We start from the raw sequence: 25,141 nt of genomic DNA, 5'->3' as shown, positions 1-25,141 counted from the left end.
AATCACCTCTTTGATATCGTCACATGGTTCTTTCTTTTGCAATCCTGTTTTCCTTCTGAATTTTCATTTTTCCTTCTTTTTACACATGCAATTATAACAATTACAATGATCGCCGAAAGAACACTTATGAAAAAACCAATCAGCCTTTCCGTCCATGTACCTTTCCAGCGTTGGACATTTTCAACAGCAAGATCATTTTCTGAAATTCCCAGTATGTAAATATCCCAGCCGTTGGTCAGTACGACAGGATTGTTCCCTTCGTTGATCGCCATCATGGAAACTCTGTTATAAAGTGAGACAAACGGCAGTTTATCATATATTGCACATTGAATCGTATCGCCATCTTTTATCATTGCGACAATTGAATGATTGATTTTATCAAAACGCATGATCTCTGCATTTTTGCCTGCTCCCACTTCTTTGAGGTCTTCTTTTATCTGACCTTTGGTTTTGCCATTCAAATAAGCCATCGCTGCCAGAACAATTGCTATGAGCAAAATGATACACACAAAAATTATAACTGCACGCCTCAAATAACAGAACAAATCAATAATCCTCCAATATTTTATCCACCTTTTCAATCGTTTCAAAGATTGCAGTCTTCTGCCCTGTCCACGATTCATTAGCCCGTATATCGCCCCACTCTATTAGGTTTAGTTCTTCAGACACATCCTCTATTTTGCTGATTGCAGCCTTTAGTTCCTGATCTGAAAGATCTCCTGCGGCAGAACACGCAAACAAAAAATTGTACAGGTTATCAGAGTACCATTTTGAGCGGATCAGCAATGGCTTGGTTAAATCTCTTGTCTGCCAGATCGGTTGAAAGGTCTCCCCCGCCAACTCCAATGCGATCTGTTCATCCGTCATTTGACCTTCATCCAATCTTTCGCGCGCTGTTGAAAACGCATCACATGCAATCTGATAATCCCATACGATGATTCCTGTGTTTGTTTTAACAAACTTATAAACCTCTATGGATAGCCCTATGATTAAAAGAATTAAAATGCAAATTGCAATACTTTTTTTATTATAAGTTTTTTTCATTTTTCAACTCCATTCCATCGTTCGATTTAGAAGTCGGTACTCGTTCTGGCAAATATCATGTTTCGTTTGATGCAGATACGCCTTTATAAGATGCGTCGCTAAGTATTGAAGCACAGATAAAGAATTTTGCTCCCCTCAGGGTCGATCCGAACCAAATCGCCGTAGCCTGCCTTATCCTCGAAGAAAAACCCGAACAATTTTGCGCGTACTGCATCAGAAGAAACGGTGGTGATCCCTGCCTCAAGCAGAATCGCACATAGGAATATGGCGCAGATTTGGCGCAAATGCCGTTTTCGCTTCTTCCTTTTATCTTCATCTTCCTGTAACAGGTATAGATTCCCGCTCTGGCTGTTCCGCCCGCTCCATTGCCTGTTCTCTGCTCTTTGCTAGCTCCTCTCCCAGAAGCTGTAAAAGTTCTTCTGCCTTTTGCTCATCCTTATTCATGGATACACCCCCTTTCCATAAGCTCCACTAAACGCTTTCTGGCCCGAACAGCCGTTTGCGTACGGCATCGGGTTCAATCCCTACAAGCCCGCCGATTTCTTCGTCATTAAAATCGTTTCCATATAATATGGATATTTTTTATAATCTTAATCATCGCATCCTGCACTGCATCGTCTGCTTTGTTCGCGTTTTTCAGGATTCCATGGGCGATCCGCTGCATGCTGACTTTATATCTTTCAAACAGTGCTGTTATCAGGCTGCTGGTTGTTTTAAATTCAGATGGAGCCATTGGTTTTCTCCTCAATTGTTCTGCTAACAGATATTACAAAGACTGCTTCTTCAAATTTCTTGTAATTCAAGTAGTCCAGGCTTCGTTCGAAACCTTTCCCACATCTTAACATATTGCGGCAGTTTTCTACAAGGAAAATCAATTCTATCGGCGCGGCTGGTTTCAGGCAAAAAAAAATAAAAGTCAAAGGATATGACTTATGATCGGCTGCTTTACCGTAACGAAATCAGATAGTTTTCGGTAAAATTATTGGAAAGTTGTGGGTTTGCGAGGCTCTGCCCCCGGGAAGCCTCTGAAAACGTTGAAAAGTTATACTAATTTCTAAAAAGTAAAAATATTATTGTAAAAAAAGCGAAAGGAGCTCAAATTCCAGCCCAGCCAGACGGGCGGCTCCAGCCGCCTGCCAGCCTTCATCCCCCAAGGCCCAACAGCCCCAATCCGGCCAGCCGCCAGGGCTCCAGCCCTTCCCAGCAAACCGGCAGCCCGTTCCCTGAGGGTTGGCGGGGGCGCCTGTAATTTACACACGCCCCCCGCCAAACAGGCCACCGGAGCCCCATTACGGTTCAGACAAGCCGGCCTACGGATCACTGATCGAGAATTTCCATGAACTCCTCCCCTGTGATGGTTTCATGCTCATAGAGATATCCTGCGATTTCGTCCAGCTTGGCCCTGTTTTCCTGCAAAATCGCAAGCGCCTTATCATGCTGTTTTTTCACCAGCTCCATAACCTGCTTGTCAACCCGGGTCTGGGTGTCAGCGGAACAGGCTAACGATGCATCTCCGCCCAGGTACTGATTGTTCATCGTCTGGAGGGCTACCATACCGAAATCATCGCTCATCCCGTATTGGGAGATCATCGCCCGTGCCAGCCTGGTGGCCTGTTCAATGTCGTTGGAGGCGCCTGTGGTTATAGAGCCGAAAATCAGCTCTTCTGCCGCACGGCCGCCTGTAAAGGTAGCAATTTTGTTTTCCAGCTCCTCCTTAGACATGAGAAAATGCTCTTTTTCATCCACCTGCATCGTGTAGCCTAGGGCGCCCGAAGTACGCGGAATTATGGTTATTTTGTGGACCGGCGCCGAATGGTTCTGCATGGCAGCCACCAGCGCATGTCCCACTTCATGGTAAGCGACGATTTGCTTTTCCTGATTGGACAGCACCCGGCTCTTCTTCTGATAACCGGCGATTACTACCTCAATACTTTCCTCCAAATCCGCTTGAGTGGCTGCATCCCGGCCGTTCCGCACAGCCCGCAGAGCCGCTTCATTGACCACATTAGCCAGCTCGGCACCGGAAGCGCCGGCCGCAGCCTTGGCGATTTGAGTAAAGTCTACGCCATCGGCCACCTTGATTTTTTGGGCGTGAACCTTCAGTATATCCTCACGGCCCTGCAGGTCGGGAAGCTCCACTGGAATACGGCGGTCGAATCGTCCTGGTCTGAGCAGAGCCGGGTCTAAAGAATCCGGTCGGTTGGTGGCCGCCAGAATCACCACGCCCTTGGATCCGTCAAACCCGTCCATTTCCGTAAGCAGCTGGTTCAATGTCTGTTCCCGCTCATCGTTGCCTGAGATTTGGCCGTCCCGCTTCTTACCGATGGTATCGATCTCATCGATAAAAACGATACAAGGAGCTTTCTCAGAAGCCTGCTTAAAAAGATCCCGCACCTTGGCCGCTCCCATGCCCACAAACATTTCCACAAACTCCGATCCAGATATGGAGAAGAAGGGCACCTCCGCTTCACCGGCCACTGCTTTTGCCAGCAGCGTTTTGCCAGTTCCCGGCGGCCCTACCAGCAGAGCGCCCTTGGGCATCTGTGCTCCAATCCCCTGGTATTTCTCGGGTTTATGCAGATAATCGACAATTTCGCTGAGCAATTCTTTCGCCTCATCCTCGCCGGCCACATCAGAGAATTTGATGCCGCTGGTGGACTTGACATACACTTTGGCATTGCTTTTGCCAAAGGACATGGCTCCTGGTCCGCCCATCATATTGCCCATCCTCTTGCTGAGAAACCTTCCCATAATGCTGAACAGCAAAATTGGTACAATACACAAAAGCAGAATCTGCATCAAAGGCGATGTCTGCTTGACTACCTTCTGCGAGAATACAGCGCCTGACTGATAAAGCCGGTCCACCAAATTTTCATCCTCTACCCTGCCCGTTTTATAGACAACGTTCTTATCATCTCCTTCATCGCCTGCTTTCAGCGTATAGTAGATGACATCTTGTTCTATGGTAACTTCCTGTACCTGTTTTTTGTTGATACTGGTCATAAAATCGTTGTAGCTGGTACTCTCAATATTACTGCTGCCTAAAAGCGGAGCTAAAAACATATTGAGAAGAACAATGATGATCAATACTCCCAGGTAATAATAAATCATTGGTCTCTTGTTTGGTCTTTCCTGTTTCACGTCAATTCCCCCTTTTTAGTTTATGGTATATCAATTGTTGATTTTTGTCAACCATTGACTTTAATCCAATTAAACCTTATAATGTATCTTGTATAAACGGAGGTATTTCACATGGACCTATTAAAAAAACCGCCATTTTTTATTCTTACTGAAATTTTTTCAGTCTGCCAGAAGATGGTTATGAATGCATCCGATCTAAAAGGACTTGATCTGACGAAAAACCAGATTTCCATCCTTTTAGCATTGATGCACCACCCTTATTTAAGTATGAGCAGGCTCGCCGATTATATTCCCTCTTCCAAAGAACAAGCCACCCGGGCAGTTGCACCGCTAGTTAAAGAGCACTATGTGGAACGTTTTCAGGATGAAAATAACCGCAAGCTGGTTTTGATCCGGCTCACAGAAAAGGGCCGCAGCTTTATTTGTGAAAAAATAAGCTGCGTGGATCATCAATTGTGCGAAAAAGCTGCAGCACTTTCTGACGAAGATAAAAAAAGATTTCAGGAATCGCTGAACACGACTCTTGAAATCTTAAAGAAATTAGATCAATAGCACAGACCACGCCTTAGATAAAAAGTCTGGCCGCTGATGCGAATAGAAAACAGGCTGCAAGGCCGGAAACGGTGGGTATGGCAAAGGCAAGGGCGGCCCATTTAAAGCTGCCTGTTTCCTTTTTAATGGTAATCAGGGTCGTTGAGCAGGGCCAGTGCATCAGGGAAAAGAGCATGGTACTGATGGCAGTCACCCACGTCCAGCCGTTATCCACAAAAAGCTGTTTCATTGCCGTCAGACTTTCCATCTCCAAAAGGCTGCCCTGGGCCATATAGGTCATAATGATGATGGGCACTACGATCTCATTGGCCGGCAAACCCAGGATGAAAGCGATGAGGATGACTCCGTCCAGTCCCAGAAGCTTGGCAAAAGGATCCAGAAAATCTGCACAATGATTAAGTATGCTGGCCTCGCCGACAGTGATATTCGCCATCAGCCAGATGAGCAGACCGGCCGGCGCCGCTACAACGATTGCCCTCTTCAGCACAAACAGCGTGCGGTCAAAGATGGAGCGCACGATCACGCGTCCGATCTGTGGTCTGCGGTAAGGCGGCAATTCCAGCGTATAAGACGATGGAATCCCTTTGAGCACGGTTTGGGAAAGCAGCTTTGTCACGAGGAAAGTCATGCCGATTCCCAAAACGATGACAACGGTCAGCAAAAGTGCGCAGCGCAGCGATGAGAACACACCTCCCATGGTTCCAATGAAAAACATGGTGAGGATGGCGATTAATGTGGGGAATCTCCCGTTGCAAGGAACAAAATTATTGGTGATAATCGCCAGCAGCCGCTCACGGGGTGAATCGATAATACGGCAGCCGATAACCCCTGCCGCATTGCATCCAAACCCCATGCACATGGTCAGGGCCTGTTTTCCGCAGGCATTGCAGCGCTTGAAAGGTTTATCCAGATTATATGCAATTCTGGGCAGATAACCGGCATCTTCCAGCAAGGTAAACAGGGGAAAGAAAATCGCCATTGGCGGCAGCATAACTGACACGACCCAGGCCAAAACCCGGTATACGCCCAGCACCAGCATGCCGTGCAGCCAGTCCGGAGCGCCGAAAAATTGGAACAATCTTGTCAGTTGATCCTGGACCCAGAACAGAAAATTGGAAAGCAGCTGGGAAGGATAGTTGGCCCCGGTAATGGTCAGCCAAAATACCACGGCCAGAAGGCAGAGCATAATTGGATATCCGGTCCACTTGCTGGTCAGAATCTGGTCAATTCTCCGATCTCTGTTGTTATAAACTTCTTTTTTATAAGTGACCGTATCTTTGCAAAGGGCTTCTGCTGTAAGCACCAGACTGGAAACCACCATGTCTTTCATCTTATCAGCAGTGATCCCCTGTTCATTCAGCTCCTGCTGGGCCCTGTTCAAGGCATCCGCGAGCCTGGGATCCTCCAGAAAATCTTCGCCTAAAAAACGGCGAATCTCCACCACCAGCGACGGATCCTGATCCAGCAGCTTGAGACTGAGCCACCGGCTGTCGATCTGGCCTCCCGCCTTTTCTCTTACAACCGGTTCCACGATCGCCACAGCATCCTCGATCTCCTGGGGATACGTCACCTTCAGGGGCCGGCGGCTGCTCGATGAATCCAAAACAGCATCCATGGTCCGCGTCAGCTGGGACAGACTGCGTTTTTTTCTGGCTGTCGTTCCCACCACCGGCACGCCCAGTTTTTCCGACAATCCCGCCAGATCGATCTTGATCTGTTTTCGCTTGGCCTCATCCATTAGATTGACGCAAACCACTACTTTCGGGGTAATTTCAAGGATTTGCAGCACCAGATTGAGATTTCGCTCCAGACAGGTAGCATCGCAGACCACCGTTACCGCATCCGGCTCCCCAAAGCAGAGGAAATTCCTCGCCACTTCTTCCTCCGCCGAATGGGCCATAAGCGAATAGGTCCCAGGTATATCCACTAAGATTAATGTATGGGCATCACTCTGACAAACGCCCTGCGCATTGGTAACCGTCTTTCCCGGCCAGTTTCCCGTATGCTGATTCATACCCGTCAAGCTGTTGAACACGGTACTTTTTCCCACATTGGGGTTGCCGGCCAGAGCCACTACTTTATCTTCGGGGGAAGTTCTCCGCATTTCCAGACCTACTCCCCCTTCACAAACTCCCAGTGTTTCCGTCGTTGCTTCCATATTAATCTCCTTTCCTCTAGCAGGTGCTGACCAGAACATCGGCGCAATCTTCCGAACGAATGGCAATCACAGCGCCGCGAATTAGAAAGGCCGACGGGTCGCCGCCGGGGCTTCTGCCCACGCACTCAACCTGCGTATCCTCAATCAAACCAATATCCAGCAGACGCCTGCGCATACTTCCGCTGGTACGCAGTTCTTTTACAGTCGCTTTTTCTCCCGGCTTCAGTCCGGGCAAATAATTTATGTTATTCATATTGATAGCCTCCATGAAATATATTTAGGTTAAGGAAACTTTTTTTCCTAGTGCATACTATTCGCCCTGCGTTAAATTGGTTACATGGGATTGAAAAATACCTGAAAGGTAGATGAAATGGATCAAAAACGACAGTTCTATACGTTAAAAGGTTATCAGCTCAACGAAACCGTTTCGCTGACCCCGGCCATGGAGGATTATCTGGAAATGATTTATCGCATTCTCTGTGAACGGAAAGTGGTGCGAATCGGGGAGCTGGCAAAAATGCTCCATGTGGCATCTTCGTCAGCATCAAAAATGGTGCGCCAGCTGCATGAGCTGGGGCTGGTTGCCTTTGAAAAATACGGATACATCCAGATGACGGAAAAGGGCCTCGCACAAGGCGGCTACCTGCTCTATCGCCATGAAGTACTTCACACCTTCCTCTGCCTGCTCAATGGCTCGCAGGAGGAGCTGGAGCAGGTGGAAAAAATCGAACATTTTCTGAATCGGGAAACCATTCACAATCTGGAACTGCTGACCCAGGAAATGAAAAAGAAAAAGACCATGGCTCCGGAAATAACGGCTCCATGATCTCGCTCCTGCTTTTTTATTCTATTGACGATGCGGCTCCCTTTCCAGCGCCGCCCGGATGAATTCCCGGAACAGGGGATGCGCTTTATTGGGACGGCTTTTGAACTCTGGATGATACTGAACAGCTGTAAAATAGCGATTTGCCGGAATTTCCACTGCTTCCGCCAGCCTGCCGTCCGGCGAAGTGCCTGTGATCACCATGCCCGCTTCTTCAAAACGCTGTCTGTATGTGTTATTGAACTCGTACCGATGTCTGTGACGCTCTGTGATTTCTTCAGTCCCGTAGGCCCGCTTCAAAATCGTATCTTCCTTGATCACGCACGGGTATGCGCCCAGCCGCATGGTCCCGCCCTTGGGGATGTCTCCCGACTGATCGGGCATAAAATCAATCACCTTATTTTCCGATTGTTCGTTAAATTCTCCTGAATCAGCGTCTTTAATTCCCAGCACATTGCGAGCAAACTCAATGACTGCCGTCTGCATACCAAGGCAAATGCCGAAAAAAGGTACATCCCGTTCTCTTGCAAATTGAATGGCAGCAATTTTTCCTTCGATCCCCCGGTCGCCGAAGCCTCCCGGCACCAGAATTCCCTGCACATCTCCTAAAAGGCGTCCTGCCGTTTCCTCGCTGACCTCTTCGGCTTCCACCCATTTGATATCCACACAGCACTGATTTTCATAGCCGCCGTGGCGCAGCGCTTCGGCCACTGACAGATACGCATCGTGCAGCTTGACATACTTGCCGACGATGGCGATGGTCACCTGTTTATCCCGGCTCTTGATCCGATGGACCATTTCTTCCCATTCCCGTATTTCACAAGGACCAGCGTTGATTCCCAGCTCCCTGCACACGATCCAGGAAAAATTTTCTTTCTCCAGCATCAGCGGCGCTTCATACAAAACCGGCAGAGTCACATTCTCAATGACACAGTCCGGCTTGACATTGCAGAACATAGAAATTTTTTGGCGGATGGCCTCGTCGATCGGCTCGTCGGACCGCATGACAATTATATCCGGCGATATGCCCATGCCCTGAAGCTCCTTCACAGAGTGCTGGGTTGGCTTGGATTTGTGCTCCCCGGAGCTTTTCAGGTATGGCACCAAGGTCACGTGAATGAAGAGGCAGTTTTCCGCTCCCTGTTCCAGCGAAACCTGCCGGATGGCTTCCAGAAAAGGCTGGCTTTCAATATCGCCTGCAGTTCCGCCGATTTCGGTTATGATGACTTGGGCATTGCTGGTCTTTCCCACTTGATAGATGAAGTCTTTGATCTCATTGGTGATATGGGGAATCACCTGCACCGTGCTCCCCAGATATTCTCCCTGACGCTCCTTGCTTAAGACATTCCAGTAAACCTTGCCGGTGGTCAGGTTGGAGAATTTGTTGAGATTTTCGTCGATAAAACGTTCATAGTGTCCCAGATCCAGATCCGTTTCCGCCCCGTCCTCGGTCACGTATACCTCCCCATGCTGATAAGGGCTCATAGTTCCCGGGTCCACGTTGATATATGGATCCAGTTTCTGCGCCGCTACCTTTATTCCCCTGGCTTTCAGCAGCCTTCCCAGAGATGCTGCCGTGATTCCCTTTCCCAGTCCTGACACAACGCCGCCTGTAACAAAAATGTACTTTTTCATGCTTTCACTTCCTTTCATTTGTCTCTTAATCCATCCAGTGTGATCCTCTGCCCCAGTGATGTACCCTTGTCATCCGGCAAAGGCCGCTCATCAAAAAAGTGCCCGCAAAATAAAAAAATAAGGCTATGCGGCATTTTTGAGTGAGAAGGGTAACCAAGACCCCGTTTCTGCCGTCTTACCTTATGTTTTCCTATTTTCGTGCACTTATTTTAATAATTATTACTGAAAAATTATACTACGAATTTATGAAAAATGCCAGTATTTTTTTTGCTCTGGTTTAAGTCTGGCTGTACAATGGAGTGATCGACAGCAAGCTGCTTGCTCCCGGCGATATCGACTACAACAAATGAATGATGACTGTAATATGCTCCCTTTTTACCCCAAACAGCTTTTGCACAGGCAATAAAAAAATAGTATAATATAAGGAAATTTGGAATGGAAAACACAGCGATAACCGCTTTGAAAACAGCTGACAAACAGAAAGGAAAAACACCATGATTTATCTGATCAACGACTACAGCCTGGGCGCTCACCCGCAGATTATGAAGGCTTTATCCGATACCAACCTGATCCACTCTGCCGGCTATGGGAAGGACCCCTACTGCGACGAGGCAAAGGAGCTCATCAAGGCCCGCCTTGGGAGAAGTGATGTTGACATTCACTTTTTGATGGGCGGCACCCAGGTGAATTTGACAGCCATGTCTGCTTTTCTGCGCCCCCACCACGCGATTATCGCCGCTGACAGCGCCCACATCTGCGTCCACGAAACAGGGGCTATCGAAGCTACCGGCCACAAGGTCATCAGCTGTCCTTCCCCGGACGGCAAAATCCAGCCCAGCCAAATTGAGGAAGCCTATCTTCTGCATAAAGACGAACATATGGTAAAGCCCAAGCTGGTCTATATCTCCAATACCACGGAAGTAGGCACCGTTTATAACAAGGACGAACTGCAGGCTCTGCGCAGCATGTGCGACAAATACGGCCTTTATCTGTATGCCGACGGCGCACGTCTGGGATGTGCCCTGACAGCGCCCGGCTGCTCCCTCACCTTGGAGGATATGGCACAGCTGACCGACGCCTTTTACATCGGCGGCACCAAAAACGGCGCTTTGTTCGGAGAAGCTCTGGTCATCACGCGTCCGGAATTAATGGAAGATTTTCGTTACCATATCAAACAGAGGGGCGGAATGATGGCCAAAGGACGGCTGCTGGGCATCCAGTTTGGCGAGTTGTTCCGGGACAATCTCTACTTCGATCTGGCCCGCCACGCCAACGGCACGGCCGTGCTTCTTAAAAACGGCCTGATGGGAGGTGGATACGAATTCCTGGTGGATTCTCCCACCAATCAGCTTTTCCCCATCCTTCCCAACATGGTCGTCGATCACCTGCGCCAGCAAGTCGCTTTCGAGGACTGGCAGGCGGCAGGCGACCGGGCCTCCGTCATACGGCTGGTTACTTCCTGGGGAACGGACGAGGAAGAAGTCATGGAGTTTTTGCGGTATCTGTAAAACTGCAAGCAGCCGCCCGTCACCCATTACATGCCGCTGGCCCCATAGTTTTTCAGCACCCGGGCGCTGGGATCGTCCACATCGCACCCTTCCCATGCTTTGTTGGGCATCCAGAAGCCGGCGACCATCTCCGCCTGCCCCGGATACGCCTTTTCGAAGAGTTCCCTATAGAGGAGGGACTCTTTTGTAAAGGGCTTGCTGTGATAAGCGTATTTTTCGCAGCCAGCGGCAAAAGCTTCATCGGTGTATTTCGTTTCTGCGTATTCTTTCAGATCATCCACCAAGGAATGTCCTACCGCATCGCTGAAAGCGGCTTTTTCCCGGTAAAGGAGTTCCTTAGGCAGATAGCCGCCCTTTTCAAATGCCTTTCTCAGCAGATATTTACCCTTTCCATAGGTGTTCATTTTCATCTTGGGATCAATGGACATCACATATTTTACAAAATCAAGGTCGCCGAAGGGAACTCTGCCTTCCATGGAGTTGGCGCTGATGCACCGGTCCGCTCGCAGCACGTCGTACATATACAGCTCCCGCAGACGTTTTTCCGCTTCCTGCTGAAAAGCCTCCGGACTTGGGGCAAAATCCGTATACTTATACCCGAACAGTTCGTCCGAAATTTCACCGGTCAGCAGGACCCGCACGTCCGTCGTTTCCCGGATCGCCTTACAGATCAGATACATGCCCATGCTGGCGCGGATGGTGGTAATATCGAAAGTCCCCAGGATGCGAATCACCTCTTCCAGGGAAGAGAGAACATCCTCTTTTGTGATGATGATTTCCTGGTGATCGCTGCCGATATAGTCCGCTGCCTCCCGGGCATATTTCAAATCAATGGCATCCTCCTTCATGCCGATGGCAAATGTCCGGATAGTTTTTTCCGGCATCAGCCTCTGGGCGACGGCGCATACCAGCGAACTGTCCAGACCCCCGCTGAGCAGAAAACCAATCGGCGCGTCGGCATCCAATCGTTTTTCGATGCCTTTTACCAGCTTGTCATGAATTTGCTGGCAAAGCTGATCCAGAGAAGCCTGACAAAACTGCGATACCGCCGTCACATCCCGGTAGCAGATAAAACGTCCGTCTTTGTAATAATGTCCCGGCGGGAAGGGCATGATCTTCTCTGTTAACCCGATCAGGTTCTTGGCTTCACTGGCAAAAATAATTTTACCCGACCCGGTAAAGCCATAGAACAGCGGGCGGATGCCGATGGGATCTCTGGCCGCTATGTAAGTATCTTTTTCTCCATCGTAAATGACCATGGCGAATTCGGCGTCCAGCATGGCGAACATCTCGACGCCGTATTCCCGGTAGAGAGGCAGGATGATTTCACAGTCGCTGTCCGAAACAAAGGAATAGCCTTTTGCTTCCAGCTGTCTTTTCAAAGGGCGGAATCCATAAAGCTCGCCGTTGCAGATGGCATAATCCTGCTCCATCTGAAAAGGCTGCATGCCCGCCTCCTCCAAATCCATGATCGCCAGCCTGTGAAAAGCCAGAATGCCCGACTTGGTTTCGATGACCCTGGACATGTCCGGCCCGCGTGAAAGAGTTTGACCAAACCCTTCCATAAAATCTTTCATTTTTATATCTTTTCCTGTATATCCCATAATTGAACACATCGTTTTTCCCTCCTAATCTCCTGCAGGGCGTTGGCTGCACTCTCTTCTGCAAGCCCTTGTCCCCGGTAAGCAGCAATTAAAAAGTGGCCCTTCATCCTATTAGTTATAGGACGAATAAGCCACATATCCGCGGTGCCACCTATGTTGAATCGATCCCGATCCCCCTTTTCCAACCAAACAGTTGTATCAGCTGTAACGGGCTGATCCCGAATCCCCTACTCTTTTATCGACCGGGGGGCCTCCCCGGCTCTTTCTGCACAGCCCTGTCCGCTCCATAAAATTTCAGTTCACAGCTCCGAAGTGTTATTCACCCAATTCCTATGGCCGGGTTTCCACTGTCTCCGACTCACTATGCACGGTCTATTGGGGTACTTGTCTTCATCAACGCCTTTTACTTTTTTGTTTTTATTAAAATACCATCATTTTTGTTGGTTGTCAATATATTTCTTATATTTTTTTGTTTGCACGAAACAATTTTCTAAAAATTCCTTTCAGCCTAGCACCATATCCTTTTTGGCGGCCGGCAGCAGCTTTTTTCAAATCCGCTTCATCGTAGAAAATTTGCGACCGAATGAGAACGCCCTGTCCCATAACGCCCGCCCGGAACGCTTCTTTTCCATCACAGAAAATTACCAGCTGCTCGCCGGAACGGACTGTTTGACGCTGCCCGCCCCAGTTGACTACTCCATGGCCCTGATGGAAATAAAATCCATAGCAGGCATAGTCCCGGCCTTCAGAATCTTCCCATTCAAGACTCTGCCCGTCTTCCGCCAGCTCCAGCACGTCCAGGTAGCCGGCCGCCCCCTTGCGAACCATCAAGTTATACCCGAGGATCCTGCCAAAGCTCTTGGTTGAAAAACAGCCGTCAAAGCGATCCTGCTCCAGCGCTTTGAGACGGATCACCCGCTGCCCCTGGTGGATCAGCACCGTATCGCCATCCAAAGCCAGCAGCACCCGGTCATATTCTCCCAGCTGATCCAGTGCCGCTCCTTCCTGTTCGAAAACAGAGACACTGAGCCTCCACACAAAATTCCTTTCCTCATAGGCTGCTCCTTGAGGGAAAATCGCCAGTTCCTCCGCTTGCCCATCGGGCCGGCTTATTATATAAAAATCTTCTTCTCTGTAAAAATTATTCATGCCCATATTATATGCGAAATGACGGCGCCAGGCAACAAGTGACTTTCCCCTGCGGCTCGTCAATATTCTGTTTTTCGCCATTCTTTTGTGTTACAATAGTTTTATAGTGATTTTCTAATGATATTCTAATTTTTCTTAAATTACAGTCTAAGAAACCTTTTGTATGATAAGGCTGTAAACAAAAATCAACCAGGAAAATCACGGAGGTAATATCATGGATCATTTAGAAAAAGTGGAAAAATTAAGACAGCGCGCAAACGTCAGCTATGAAGAAGCGAAAAAAGCGCTGGAAGATTGCAATTGGGATATGCTGGACGCAATCGTCATGCTGGAGTCCCAGGGAAAAGTCAAGGAAACAGCAAAACAGACGGCAAGCAGCACAGACGGCGCACAGGCCACAGAACCAGCTCAGGCGCTGACGGTCTGCGGATCCCAGCAGGACGAACATCAGAACGGTTCCGGTAAGCAGGGCGGCGAAAAACAACAAAGCAACTTTTTCACCAAGCTGGGCAGAGCCATTAAATATCTGGTGAAAAAAGGCTGCGAAAACAGTCTGGTTATCAAACAGCACGGCCAGCCTCTGATGGATTTGCCGGTGATCGCATTTATCATTCTGCTGATCCTCTTCTTCTGGGTCGTTGTACCGATTATGGTTATCAGCCTCTTCTTTGACTTCAGCTACAATTTTAAGGGAGCGGATTTGGGAAAAGAACAGGTCAACCGGGCCATGGATTCTGCAACCGAGGCGGTCAATAATTTTAAATCAGAGATCAACAAAGACGATAAATAAGGAGCGAGCAGCATGTCAGTAAAAATTCTTCTCATCGAGGATGAAGAGAAAATCGCCAGATTCACCGAGCTGGAGCTGGTGCATGAGGGTTATGAGGTGGAAAAGGCGGCCGACGGCCGAACGGGTCTTTCGATGGCCGAAAGCGGTGCTTACGATTTGATCCTTTTGGATATCATGCTGCCGGAGCTTTCTGGCATGGAGGTTTTGCGCCGACTGAGAAAGACCTCCCAGGTACCGGTAATCATGCTGACGGCCAGGGACGCGGTGATGGATAAAGTATCGGGTCTGGACATGGGCGCCGACGATTATATCACCAAACCTTTTGCCATCGAAGAGCTTTTGGCCCGCATCCGGGTGGCGCTGAAAAAAGCGGTAAAAACCGACGCGCCTGCCCGATCAGATCAGGAAAATCGTTTAGTCTACGGGCAGCTGTCTATGGACACCGCCCGCCACACCGTGACCTATGGGGATACGGCCATTGATTTGACCAAACGGGAATTTTTGCTGCTGCGGACTTTACTGGAAAACAAGTCCATCGTCATGAGCAGAGATACGCTGCTGGAACGAGTATGGGGTTATGACTATATGGGGGAGACGAACGTAGTGGATGTATATGTGTATTATTTAAGAAGTAAAATAGATGACGTGTTCGGCGAAAAAATCATTCACACAGTCAGAGGAATCGGATATGTGATAAAGGATAAATAAACTATGAACGAAACGAAAAAAATGAGATCCATCGCCAGAAACATCAACCGAAGCTGGGTGGCAGGCCTTTTTGCCGCCTTTCTTCTTTTCGACATTCTGGCGGCGGGATTGACCATCGGCGGCTGGTGTTATTTTCAGGAAACGAAAACCGGCGCAGAATTCAGCCTTAAAACGCCCCGGCACTTTGAAACCATCGATGCTGATCAAATACCGGAAGAACACCAGGGCTATGCGCAGAGGAGCAAACGCTGGATTCTGATACCTTTTCAGGATACCATGATCCGCGCCCAATATGTTTATGAGGATTCCAGCGGCAAAAAACAGACCGTCTATGCGGGAAAGTTTCTGGTCTTCTCCTGGCGATGCCTGGCATTGATCATCCTCATTCAGCTGCTGAGTCTGCTCTCTGATATGCTGACCGGATCCCGCAAGGCCCGCAGGCAGCTGGCCCCGCTCTATGAAATGACCCAAAAGGCAAAGGAACTGACCGACGCTGCTGCTTTTGATGAAAGCAAGTTCCACGATTTGGAGGATGCCATCAGCCAGATCAGCCCCACCGGGCCTGACGCCAGGCTGCAAACCGGAGACACGGAACTGGAGGGGCTGGAACAGGCCGTCAACAGTCTGCTGGACCGTATGCGCCAATCCTACCAGCAGCAAGCCCGTTTTGTGTCCGATGCTTCCCATGAGCTGAGAACGCCCATCGCCGTCATTCAGGGCTACGCCAACATGCTGGACCGATGGGGAAAAGAGGATGAAAAAATTCTTGCCGAATCCATCGATGCCATAAAGAGCGAATCAGATCATATGAAAAAGCTGGTGGAACAACTGCTGTTTTTGGCAAGGGGCGACAGCGGCAGGACCAAACTTACCATGGAAGAATTTTCTTTGAGGGAAACCATCAAAGAGGTCTTCGATGAATCGGTAATGATCGATTCCGACCATCATTACCATTTGAAAGAGTCGGAAGACCTGAAAATTACAGGGGATGCGGCTATGGTAAAGCAGGCCGCCCGTATTCTGGTGGACAACGCGGCAAAATACACGCCCGCCGGCGCCGACATCGTGCTTCAAGTCAAAAAAAACGAAAAAAACCACCCATGCTTTGTGGTTCAGGACGAAGGAATCGGCATTGCGGCCGGCGATGTTTCCCACGTATTTGAGCGGTTTTTCCGCGCCGATCCGGCCCGGGGCAGAGACAGCGGCGGAACCGGGCTGGGACTTTCCATCGCCAAATGGATTGTCGACCGCCACGGCGGATATTTCCAAGTCCTCAGCCGTGAAGAAATCGGCACCCGGATCACAGTCTGCTTTCCCCAGAATCCTCACTGATCCTTTTCAAGATCATTAAACCCTTCTCCCGTGCCCCAGACGGTTTCCACAGGAAGAACGGTCACCAGAGCCTTCTTATCCAGATCTGCGACCTTGCGCTTTACCAGTATGCTTTCTCTTGGCGAACACATGACGCTGAGCTGGGTATACTGGTTTTTTGTGTATTCGCCTGTTATCTTCACACTGGAAACGCCCCTCTGAATATCCTCGATGATATACCGGCTCACCGCCTGATCCTGCGAAGTGATGATCTCCAAGCGAACGATCTTCGTTTCAAAGCCGTACATGACGATATCCACCATTCTGCTGATGATCACCTGGGTTATCAGAGCATAGAGAGCAATGTTGCGGCCGAAGATAAAAGCTGATACGACAATAATCACCCCGTCGATGGCCAGCAGAATCTTGCTGAGACTGTAATAAGGAAAGAGCTTCTTTTTCAGGATTTTGGCAATGGCCTCGGTGCCGCTGAAGGAGTATCCCCGCCAAAAGACCAGGCCCACGCAGATGCCGGAAAAAACGCCGCAGAATACCGCTGCCAGCAGCACATCCTTGTCCTCCAGCAGCTGGAGATCCAGTTTTTCAAAGAGAAACATCACCGCCGGATAAACGATGGTCAGCAGCAGGATTTTTCGAAATTCCCTCAGTCCCAGAAAAATCACAGCAATGATCAGGATCAAAATCGAGCCGCCGTAATAAAGCAGCGAAAAATCCAAAGGCACGTAATTTTGAACGATCCGCACAATGCCGGTCAGTCCGCCGCTGGTGAGGCCGTTGGGGATCATCACGCCTACTGTGGAAAAAGCGCCCACACAGCAGGCCGCCAGCATGAAAAAGAGATCGACAGCAGCGGCCTTAACTTGTTCTTTGACCAATTTTGGCTCTTTGATTTTGCTCATCCATTATACTCCCGCTTGTAAAATTGTCAGTGTGCTGTTGCCGAACACATCCACGGCACGAATACTGATCTTATTAATATTGTATCCGATCTGCCGGCAAACTTTCTCAATTCGGTCTTTTTCCTTGGGAAAGGAAAATTGGGGATTATGGATTTTTCCATCGTATTGGAAATCCACACTCCAGTACTCCAGCAGCTGAAGCGGATCTTTTTTACGGAATTTTTTGATCACTTCCCGGTCCTTCCCTTCCAAGGGAATATGCCGCAAGTCCAGATCATAGCCCTTGAGCGTCACGGTCACCAGCTTTTTATCCGTAAATTCGATAGGCTCGGTTTCCAGACTAACCTTCAATTCTTCACTTTGTTCGTCTGCTTCCGTTTCCAGCAATGTAAATGTACTCTTTTTTACGGACATACGTTTCAGACTGCTGGCTGTGGCGATGCCTCCCACATCGCAGGAAATCCACTGTCTGCCCAGTTTTTCCGCGGTCGCCGCCAAGGTTCCCGACCCTCCGAAAAAGTCTGCACATAGATCGCCCGGCCTGCTGCAGCTTTCCACGATCCGGGAAAGGAGCTGTTCCGGTTTTTGGGTAGCATAACCGGTCCGTTCAGCAGAGGTTCTCCCTACCATATCCACCTGCCACACATCTTTCATATTGACCATCGTATACCAGCCCAGTTCATCCTTATACTCTTTGACGCCCTTAAATCGGTAAGGTTTGTAGCCCCGATTATAGGACTTTTCCTGAAGAGGCTGAAAATAATACTTCTTGCTCTTTCCATAAAACAATAGCGTATCATGTTTTCTGGAAAAGTTTCGTTTGCCCGTTCCGCCGGACTTGTAGTTCCAGATGATTTCATTGACAAAGCGATCTTCGCCGAAGATTTCATCCAATAGAATTTTCACATAATGAACCACGTGCCAGTCCAAGTGTACCCAAAAGCATCCCTCTTCCGCCAGCAGGTCGCGAATGAAAAAAAAGCGGACGCAGAGCATGCGCAAGTATTCTTCCATACCGGTCTTCCACAGATCATCGTAAGCAGTCGGCTTTATAGCCGGCGAATCGTCCACAAGGGGCGACTTTAGTTTGATGACCGCATCGTAGCTGGCCTTGGAATAAAAGGGAGGGTCCATATAAATCAGCTGAATCTTGCCTTCCAGCTCTTTTTCCCGGATCAAGTACTGGATGAATTCCAGGTTATCTCCCCGGGCCAGAAGGCTGGCGCTCTCTTCCTCTGTATGATTGATCCTTTCCACCGGGCAGAAACTCCTGCCTCCTGGTATGGAATTTTTTATCTCCTGGTATTCGCTGCGGCTCTCCTCCAGAATGGAAGGAAGTAAATAGATCAAGCTCATCGTTTTCTGCCTTTCTTGCTTTTATTCTGTTCCAGCAGCACTGGGATCAGATCCTTTCTCTTTGCTTTTTCCAGGGCAAGCTTCACCAGCCGGCGGTTTTCCGGCTTATGAAAATGGATCAGAGCCCGCTGCATTTTTTTGTCTTTCAGATCTTTGGCCACATAAACCGCTTCCCCGGTAAATGGGTCCTGCTCCGTATAGTACATACATGTGGACAAGGTCCCCGGCGTCGGGTAAAAGTCCTGCACCTGGTCGGGAATAAAATGGTTTTCCTTGAGAAAGAGCGCCAGTTCTATGGCATCTTCCAGTCTGCTGCCCGGGTGGGAGGAGATCAAGTAAGGAATCAAATACTGCTTTTTCCCCAACTCTTTGTTGATTGTTTTATAGCGGCTGGTGAAGGCCTGAAAGATTTCTTTACCAGGTTTACGCATGTATTTGAGCACTTGGGGCGATATGTGCTCCGGCGCTACCTTGAGGGTTCCGCTGATATGATGGCGGCACAGTTCCCAAAGGAAGGACTCGTCTTTGTCCGCCATCACATAATCGTAGCGGATTCCTGAACGGATAAACACTTTCTTTACCCCCGGCAGGCTGCGCAGTTCCTTGAGAAGTCTGCGGTATTCGCTGTGGTCGACGTTCATCTGCGGGCAAGGTTTGGGATAGAGGCAGTCTTTCTCCTTGCACACACCTGCCTCCAATTGTTTTTTGCACGCCGGATAACGGAAGTTGGCCGTAGGACCACCCACATCGTGGATGTACCCTTTGAAATCCTTGCTGCGGGTCATGGACTCTGCTTCTTTTAACAGGGAATCGATGCTCCGGCTGCGCAGGGCCCTTCCCTGATGATAGGTGAGGGCGCAAAAACTGCACCCGCCGAAGCAGCCTCTGCTGCTGGTCAGGCTGAACCGGACTTCTTTCAGGGCGGGAACGCCCCCCTCCTTTTCGTACATGGGGTGGGCTTCTCCTTCATATGGCAGTTCATAAATCTGATCCAGCTCTTCCCGCTCAAGAGGTGGCTGGGGAATGTTCTGAACCACACACAGATCATCGCCGTAAGGTTCCATCATCTGTTTTCCTGCGATCGCATCGTTGTTTCGGTATTGGAGAGCGAAACTGTCGCCGTATCGCCTCTTGCTGCTTTGAATTTCTTCAAAGGATGGGAGCACAATGGTTTGGTCGTCAGCGTCCTTCAGGCTGCCTTTGACGCAGGTTCCCCCGATCCACCCCACATCTTTGGCTTCAAGGCCTGAATCAAGGGCTTCGGCGATTTGGATCACCGCCCGTTCCCCCATTCCATATATGAGGATATCGGCTTTTGCATCAAGCAAAATGGAGCGGCGTACCTTGTCGTCCCAGTAATCGTAGTGGCCCAATCTGCGCAGGCTGGCTTCCAGTCCGCCGATGATAATGGGTGTATCTTTGTAAGCTTCCCGCGCTTTGTTGCTGTAGACGATCACGGCCCGGTCGGGGCGCAGGCCGGCTTTGCCGCCGGGGGAATAATGGTCGGTTTTCCGCCTGTGCTTGAACACGGAAAAATGATTGACCATGGAATCCACATTTCCGCTGTTGATTAAAAATCCCAGCCGCGGCTTTCCAAATCGGGTAAAGTCCTTCACCGAACGCCAGTCGGGCTGAGCAAGGACCGCCACTTTATAGCCGAACCGTTCCAGCAATCTACTGATGATCGCTGTGCCAAAGGACGGGTGATCCACATAGGCATCTCCTGTCACCAAGACAAAATCCGCCTGCTGCCATCCCCTCTCTTCCATATCTTTTTTTGAAACCGGTAAAAACACACTGCTCTCCTTTTAAACTGCAAAATTCCCTATTCAGTTTTTCTCCAAATAGGGAATTCTGTTTTACGTTCTTTCCATTTTATCATAGTTTATCCAATATTTAAACCTATTAAACTCCTCATACCTCTTGCTATTTTACTTTGGAGGTATAGGACAGCTTGATCCAATAACCGTTGGTTTTCAGCTTGCCCCATCCGTTTTTCTTCTGTTTGATCACATAGGTTCCCTTCTTGATCCTGCCTTTGCTCTTGTACTTGGTCCCCGGACCGCTTCGCATATTCAGGCTGGAAACCTTCACTTTCACTTTATAGCTTCCCTTTGAAGCTGAGCTGCCGGATGAGGAGCCGGCTTTGGTATATGCAAGACTGATCCAGTAGCCGTTTTTCTTCAGCTTACCCCATCCATTTTTGGTCTGTACAACGACATAGGTTCCTTTTTTGAGCCTGCCTTTGCTCTTATAGTTTGTTCCCGGACCGCTTCGCATGTTCAACTGAGTTACAGCCACTTTTACTTTCGTCTCTTTCGCTCTGTTTATTTTGATTGTGTAGGTCTTTTGGCCTCCGTTCTGCGCGGTTACCTTTATATTCTTGGTGTTGGTGCCTGTTGCAAGGCTAACTTTTCCTGTGCCGGAAATACTGGCTTTGGAGTTTGCCTTGGTGGCTTTGATGGTCACCGAAGATACATTGCTGGGTACACTAAGGGAGTAGGAAGTCGTCCCTGCATGAAAGGCCGGTGATATGGAATGGCCGCTGACACTGAGGGCTTTCAGGTTATTATTGGAATTAGCAGAATCCGTCACTCTTGTGGTGTATTCCAGGCTGATCCAATAGCCGTTGCTTTGCAGCTGTCCCCATTCTCCGTCGGAGCTGACTGCCTTCAGCTGGTAAGTCCCCTTGGCGATTTTACCCATGTTGGAATATCCGGTTCCTGGACCGCTTCGCATACGCAGATCCGATACATCGACTCTCACGCTGTAGCTTGCCGATACCGTTCCTTGATTAGCGGGTTTTTTATCAGTTACATATATGTATCCTTTAGGCGTACCATTGCTGCTCCATGGTTTACCATAATGAAAGAAGAAATCATCGGTGGAACTGGGGCCGTAAGTTTTGGTCTGCCATCCTGATTCTGAAACATAAATCTGACCGTTGACCACTTTCTCCACAAAGGCGACATGCGTTCTGTAAACCACCAGTGCGCCAGCTTTAGGTGTGGAACCGTATGCATAATATTTTCCTTTTTTATTGCAGTCCCACCAGTCTCCCGCATTGCCGCGCAGATTGGGGTTGAGAGGTTCTCCTAAAACTTCGCTGGCTCTGCTGTAAGCCCACCAGGTACAGTTGCCCCAGACATAACCACCTGTTCTTCCATCGTCCATGATACCTTTATAGTATTTGAAGTCCGGAGCCAGCCTCCCCGCCTTCCAAAAGCGGTTTAAATCCGAATAATAAAATCTGGCGCTGGGATCGTTCAGCTTGGGCATGCTTGTCCGAATGGTAAAACTGGCAGCTGACGCTTCCTCTGGTTTTGCACCCATAGGCGCCAGCAGCGACACTACCAGGAACAGTATGAGCAGCACTGACAGGAATCTTCGCTTCATAATTGCCTCTCCTTTGTTTACATAAAATCTTTGTCTATTGTATCATTTTTTGTTATTTTTTGTCAAACATGTTTATTTGGTAATGATTTCCATGGATTGAATGACCGTTTCCAGCCGGTCCAGCTGAGATTCGTTTCCTCCCTGGAGGCCGATTTTGATCTCGCTCAGTTCCTTTTGCAAAGCCTGGATTGAGCAGGCAGGGCAAACCACCACTGGTACCAGCTTGATGGCGCCGTTTTCTTCAGTCACTTCCAGCTTATCGCCTTCTTTGATCCCCAGCTTTCTTACGATATCGCGGGGTATGGTTATCTGGCCCTTTTGCCTGAATTCAACAATCATACACACTGTCCTTCTTATTGTAAGACTTTCCAACTTTCTTACTATTGCAATCCTTCACTTTCCTACGATTATAACTTTTTTTACAAAAAAGGACAACGCTATCGGCCAAAACTTTTTCCGTCAGAAGCTTGAAATTTCAATGTTTACCATGTAATCCAGCTGGCTCTGGGCCAATATAACAAGATGTGGTATAGTCTTACAAAAAAGCTACTAGCGGCTGGTTCGTTATCAACAGCGGTGTAAAATTAGTGTAACCGGCTGCATCGACTGTACAGTCAAGCTATGAAAAAAGCACCATTTTCGTAAAATCACAAAAATGGTGCAGGTATAGACGCCGGGCTGGCAAATAAATCAAGATACTCTGTTCATGCGCCGCCCCTCGCGTACTGCATGTACATAGGAGGCTTCGCTCCTGTCATACATACCTTTTATATTTACAGTAATTCTTTTCTGGAAAGATTGATTCTGTTCTGGCTGTCGATTTCCGTAACCTTGACCTTAACCTTATCGCCGACGTTCATCACATCTTCCACTTTTTCTACACGATGTTTGGCCATCTTGGAGATGTGGAGGAGTCCTTCCTTGCCAGGCAGGATTTCAATAAAGGCCCCGAAATTCATCAGTCTGGTTACAGTTCCTTCATAGATTTCACCCACTTCAACGTCCTTGGTCAGCATTTCCACCTCATGGAGGGCTGCATGGGCGCTGTCCATATCAGGCGCAGCGATATAAACAAGTCCGGTATCGTCGATGTCGATCTTGACGCCCGTGTCGCCGATGATCTTGTTGATCGTCTTTCCTCCCGGCCCGATGACGGTTCTGATTTTGTCCGGATCGATCTGCAGCGAAATGATTCTTGGTGCATAAGGAGACAACTCTTTTCTCGGCTCCGGAAGCTCATCCAGCATTTCCTTCATGATATGCATACGGCCTTCGTAAGCCTGAGCCAGCGCATCCTGCAGAACCTGCTTGGAAAGACCGTGGACTTTGATATCCATCTGAATGGCTGTTACACCCTTTTCCGTTCCCGCAACCTTAAAGTCCATGTCGCCCAGGAAGTCTTCCATTCCCTGAATGTCGGATAGAATAGCCATTTTGCTGGTGCCGTCGTCTTCAACCCGTTCAATCAGTCCCATCGCGATACCGGCAACCGGCGCCTTAATGGGCACACCCGCATCCATCAGGGCCAGACAGCTGCCGCACACAGATGCCTGTGAAGTAGAACCGTTTGAAGATAAAATTTCCGATACCACGCGAATGGCATATGGGAAATCTTCCACACTGGGCAGCACAGGAATCAGCGCCCGTTCTGCCAGAGCTCCATGTCCGATCTCTCTTCTTCCCGGACTTCTCATTGGTCTTGCTTCGCCTACGGAATAAGGCGGGAAGTTGTAGTGGTGCATATAACGTTTTTCCGTCTGCTCCGTAATGCCGTCGATGGTCTGCGCATCGCCCATAGCACCCAGAGTGGCAACAGACAGAGCCTGCGTCTGTCCTCTCTTAAAGAGGCCGGAACCATGGGTTCTCGGGAGAACGCCAGTGTCTACCCAAATTGGACGAATTTCATCCAGCTTGCGGTTATCCGGGCGGATGCCGTCATCCAGGATCAGACTTCTCACCTGCTCTTTGGTGATAGCATAGAGAACATTATCGATATCTTTTGCATTTTCCGGATAGATTTCTTCAAAGTGCTCTTTGGTCTCTGCTTCCACAGCGTCCATGTTGTCCAGTCTTTCCATCTTGTCGTAAGTCTGAATCGCAGCACGCATTTTATCTTCCGCGTAAGCTCTGACAGCCGTATTGATTTCCTCAGGCACCTGATAGAGATCCAGTTCCTTTTTCGGCTTGCCTACTTCAGCTACAATATCTTCAATAAAGGCAACAATCTTTTTGATCTCTTCATGAGCGAACATGATCGCATCCAGAATGTCTTCTTCCGGCACCTCGTCGGCTCCCGCTTCCACCATCATGATAGCTTCTTTTGTTCCGGAAACAACCAGATGCATGTCGCTGTTTTCTCTCTGCTCCAGGCTGGGATTGACGACAAACTGGCCGTCCACTCTGCCGATCAGAACCGATCCTGTAGGGCCGTCCCACGGAATATCAGAAATAGCCAGAGCTACGGAGGATCCGATCATCGCCGCGATTTCAGACGGAGCATCGTTATCCATGCACATAACCGTAGCAACGACCTGTACATCATTGAAAAATCCTTTCGGAAACAGCGGACGAAGCGGCCTGTCCATCAATCTGCAATTCAGGATCGCTTTTTCGCTGGGTCTGCCTTCTCTCTTGATAAATCCCCCTGGAATTTTTCCTGCCGCGTACATCTTTTCTTCATAGTCGCAGCTCAACGGGAAAAAGTCAATGTCCGGTCTGGGCTCTTTGGACATGACAGCTGTAACATTTACAACCGTATCCCCGTATTTTACCATAACCTGACCATTTGCCATCTCGCAGACTTTTCCGATTTCAAGCTCTAAAAGTTTGCCTCCGACAGCAGTTTTAAACGTTCTGTAATCAGTGAATTTCATTAACAACTACCTCCTGTTAATTTCTTCTCCTCAAAAACTAAAAATTCGCGGGTTTTCCGCATAAAAAACGCGTGCATGACGGAATCAAAGCTTCCTATGCACACATGTCGCTGACAAGCAGCGACGCTTCGCAAGGTACGTTCTTTGAAACTCCGTCAATATCGATTGCATCG

The 25,141-nt window shown here is 48.9% G+C and carries 22 protein-coding genes and 1 other annotated feature; of the genes, 6 read left to right on the top strand and 16 right to left on the bottom strand.

Annotated elements, in window-relative coordinates; all coding sequences use genetic code 11:
* Positions 1–2: 2 nt before the first annotated feature.
* From LG211_RS17710 to ftsH, 5 genes are all read right to left on the bottom strand, one after another.
* A complete protein-coding gene (locus tag LG211_RS17710) occupies positions 3–590 on the bottom strand; it encodes a hypothetical protein (RefSeq protein ID WP_148397336.1) in 588 nt (195 codons plus the stop codon).
* Positions 547–1,044, bottom strand: coding sequence for a hypothetical protein (locus LG211_RS17705; RefSeq protein ID WP_148397335.1), 498 nt, complete (start codon positions 1,042–1,044; stop codon positions 547–549). The genes LG211_RS17710 and LG211_RS17705 overlap by 44 nt, the downstream gene beginning before the upstream one ends.
* A 312-nt stretch (positions 1,045–1,356) precedes the next feature.
* Positions 1,357–1,488, bottom strand: coding sequence for a hypothetical protein (locus tag LG211_RS17700; protein WP_269478124.1), 132 nt, complete (start codon positions 1,486–1,488; stop codon positions 1,357–1,359).
* 106 nt (positions 1,489–1,594) lie between these two features.
* Complete coding sequence (locus LG211_RS17695) at positions 1,595–1,777, bottom strand: sigma factor (protein WP_253020051.1); 183 nt, start codon at positions 1,775–1,777, stop codon at positions 1,595–1,597.
* Positions 1,778–2,361: 584 nt separating this feature from the next.
* Positions 2,362–4,185, bottom strand: coding sequence for an ATP-dependent zinc metalloprotease FtsH (gene ftsH, locus LG211_RS17690; RefSeq protein ID WP_336246091.1), 1,824 nt, complete (start codon positions 4,183–4,185; stop codon positions 2,362–2,364).
* A gap of 111 nt (positions 4,186–4,296) precedes the next feature.
* Between ftsH and LG211_RS17685 the strand changes: the two genes are divergently transcribed.
* On the top strand, positions 4,297–4,737 hold the full coding sequence (locus tag LG211_RS17685) for a MarR family winged helix-turn-helix transcriptional regulator (RefSeq protein WP_148397332.1): 441 nt from the start codon (positions 4,297–4,299) through the stop codon (positions 4,735–4,737).
* A 13-nt stretch (positions 4,738–4,750) separates the two neighbouring features.
* Here LG211_RS17685 and feoB read toward each other — a convergent pair whose 3' ends face one another.
* Positions 4,751–6,895, bottom strand: a complete 2,145-nt coding sequence (gene feoB, locus LG211_RS17680; RefSeq protein WP_269478123.1) for a ferrous iron transport protein B — start codon at positions 6,893–6,895, stop codon at positions 4,751–4,753.
* A gap of 16 nt (positions 6,896–6,911) precedes the next feature.
* Complete coding sequence (locus LG211_RS17675) at positions 6,912–7,148, bottom strand: FeoA family protein (RefSeq protein WP_148397330.1); 237 nt, start codon at positions 7,146–7,148, stop codon at positions 6,912–6,914.
* Between the two features lie 117 nt (positions 7,149–7,265).
* Here LG211_RS17675 and LG211_RS17670 point away from each other — a divergent pair, with 117 nt between their 5' ends.
* The gene (locus LG211_RS17670; RefSeq protein WP_253020053.1) at positions 7,266–7,721 is read left to right on the top strand and encodes a metal-dependent transcriptional regulator; all 456 of its coding nucleotides are present in this window, start codon (positions 7,266–7,268) and stop codon (positions 7,719–7,721) included.
* 21 nt (positions 7,722–7,742) lie between these two features.
* Here LG211_RS17670 and LG211_RS17665 read toward each other — a convergent pair whose 3' ends face one another.
* Complete coding sequence (locus tag LG211_RS17665; protein ID WP_253020054.1) at positions 7,743–9,353, bottom strand: CTP synthase; 1,611 nt, start codon at positions 9,351–9,353, stop codon at positions 7,743–7,745.
* Positions 9,354–9,847: 494 nt separating this feature from the next.
* Between LG211_RS17665 and LG211_RS17660 the strand changes: the two genes are divergently transcribed.
* The gene (locus tag LG211_RS17660; protein ID WP_148397327.1) at positions 9,848–10,861 is read left to right on the top strand and encodes a threonine aldolase family protein; all 1,014 of its coding nucleotides are present in this window, start codon (positions 9,848–9,850) and stop codon (positions 10,859–10,861) included.
* Positions 10,862–10,887: 26 nt separating this feature from the next.
* Here LG211_RS17660 and asnB read toward each other — a convergent pair whose 3' ends face one another.
* Both asnB and LG211_RS17650 read right to left on the bottom strand, forming a co-directional pair.
* On the bottom strand, positions 10,888–12,477 hold the full coding sequence (gene asnB / locus LG211_RS17655; protein WP_269478122.1) for an asparagine synthase B: 1,590 nt from the start codon (positions 12,475–12,477) through the stop codon (positions 10,888–10,890).
* Between the two features lie 103 nt (positions 12,478–12,580).
* Positions 12,581–12,871 (bottom strand) — a binding site (T-box leader).
* 53 nt (positions 12,872–12,924) lie between these two features.
* Positions 12,925–13,614: a HutD family protein gene (locus LG211_RS17650; RefSeq protein ID WP_269478121.1), complete on the bottom strand. Its 690-nt coding sequence runs from the start codon at positions 13,612–13,614 to the stop codon at positions 12,925–12,927.
* A gap of 214 nt (positions 13,615–13,828) precedes the next feature.
* On the opposite strand from LG211_RS17650, the gene LG211_RS17645 reads away from it, so the two are divergent.
* The 3 genes from LG211_RS17645 to LG211_RS17635 are packed head-to-tail and all read left to right on the top strand — an operon-like array spanning position 13,829 to position 16,444.
* Entirely contained in the window at positions 13,829–14,404 is a 576-nt protein-coding gene (locus LG211_RS17645) for a DUF4342 domain-containing protein (protein ID WP_269478120.1), read from the top strand.
* Between the two features lie 12 nt (positions 14,405–14,416).
* Positions 14,417–15,112 carry a response regulator transcription factor gene (locus LG211_RS17640; RefSeq protein ID WP_269478119.1) on the top strand — a complete coding sequence of 232 codons (696 nt, stop codon included), beginning with the start codon at positions 14,417–14,419 and terminating at the stop codon, positions 15,110–15,112.
* A gap of 3 nt (positions 15,113–15,115) precedes the next feature.
* Positions 15,116–16,444 carry a sensor histidine kinase gene (locus LG211_RS17635; protein ID WP_148397322.1) on the top strand — a complete coding sequence of 443 codons (1,329 nt, stop codon included), beginning with the start codon at positions 15,116–15,118 and terminating at the stop codon, positions 16,442–16,444.
* Here the strand turns inward: LG211_RS17635 and LG211_RS17630 are convergent.
* The 6 genes from LG211_RS17630 to LG211_RS17605 all read right to left on the bottom strand — a co-directional run bounded on the left by LG211_RS17630 (position 16,438) and on the right by LG211_RS17605 (position 24,968).
* Complete coding sequence (locus tag LG211_RS17630; RefSeq protein WP_148397321.1) at positions 16,438–17,343, bottom strand: YitT family protein; 906 nt, start codon at positions 17,341–17,343, stop codon at positions 16,438–16,440. The two genes, LG211_RS17635 and LG211_RS17630, sit on opposite strands and share 7 nt — an antisense overlap.
* Before the next feature lie 3 nt (positions 17,344–17,346).
* Entirely contained in the window at positions 17,347–18,699 is a 1,353-nt protein-coding gene (locus LG211_RS17625; protein ID WP_148397320.1) for a DNA-methyltransferase, read from the bottom strand.
* Positions 18,696–20,495, bottom strand: coding sequence for a YgiQ family radical SAM protein (locus tag LG211_RS17620; RefSeq protein WP_269478118.1), 1,800 nt, complete (start codon positions 20,493–20,495; stop codon positions 18,696–18,698). The genes LG211_RS17625 and LG211_RS17620 overlap by 4 nt, the downstream gene beginning before the upstream one ends.
* A 130-nt stretch (positions 20,496–20,625) precedes the next feature.
* On the bottom strand, positions 20,626–22,095 hold the full coding sequence (locus LG211_RS17615; RefSeq protein ID WP_269478117.1) for a CHAP domain-containing protein: 1,470 nt from the start codon (positions 22,093–22,095) through the stop codon (positions 20,626–20,628).
* A gap of 72 nt (positions 22,096–22,167) precedes the next feature.
* A complete protein-coding gene (locus LG211_RS17610) occupies positions 22,168–22,434 on the bottom strand; it encodes an AbrB/MazE/SpoVT family DNA-binding domain-containing protein (protein WP_148397318.1) in 267 nt (88 codons plus the stop codon).
* Between the two features lie 434 nt (positions 22,435–22,868).
* On the bottom strand, positions 22,869–24,968 hold the full coding sequence (locus tag LG211_RS17605; protein ID WP_148397317.1) for a polyribonucleotide nucleotidyltransferase: 2,100 nt from the start codon (positions 24,966–24,968) through the stop codon (positions 22,869–22,871).
* Between the last annotated feature and the right edge of the window lie 173 nt (positions 24,969–25,141).

The organism is Hominibacterium faecale (assembly GCF_020734085.1).
Taxonomy (GTDB): Bacteria; Bacillota; Clostridia; order Peptostreptococcales; family Anaerovoracaceae; genus Hominibacterium; species Hominibacterium faecale.
This window is presented reverse-complemented; position numbering and strand designations above follow the sequence as displayed.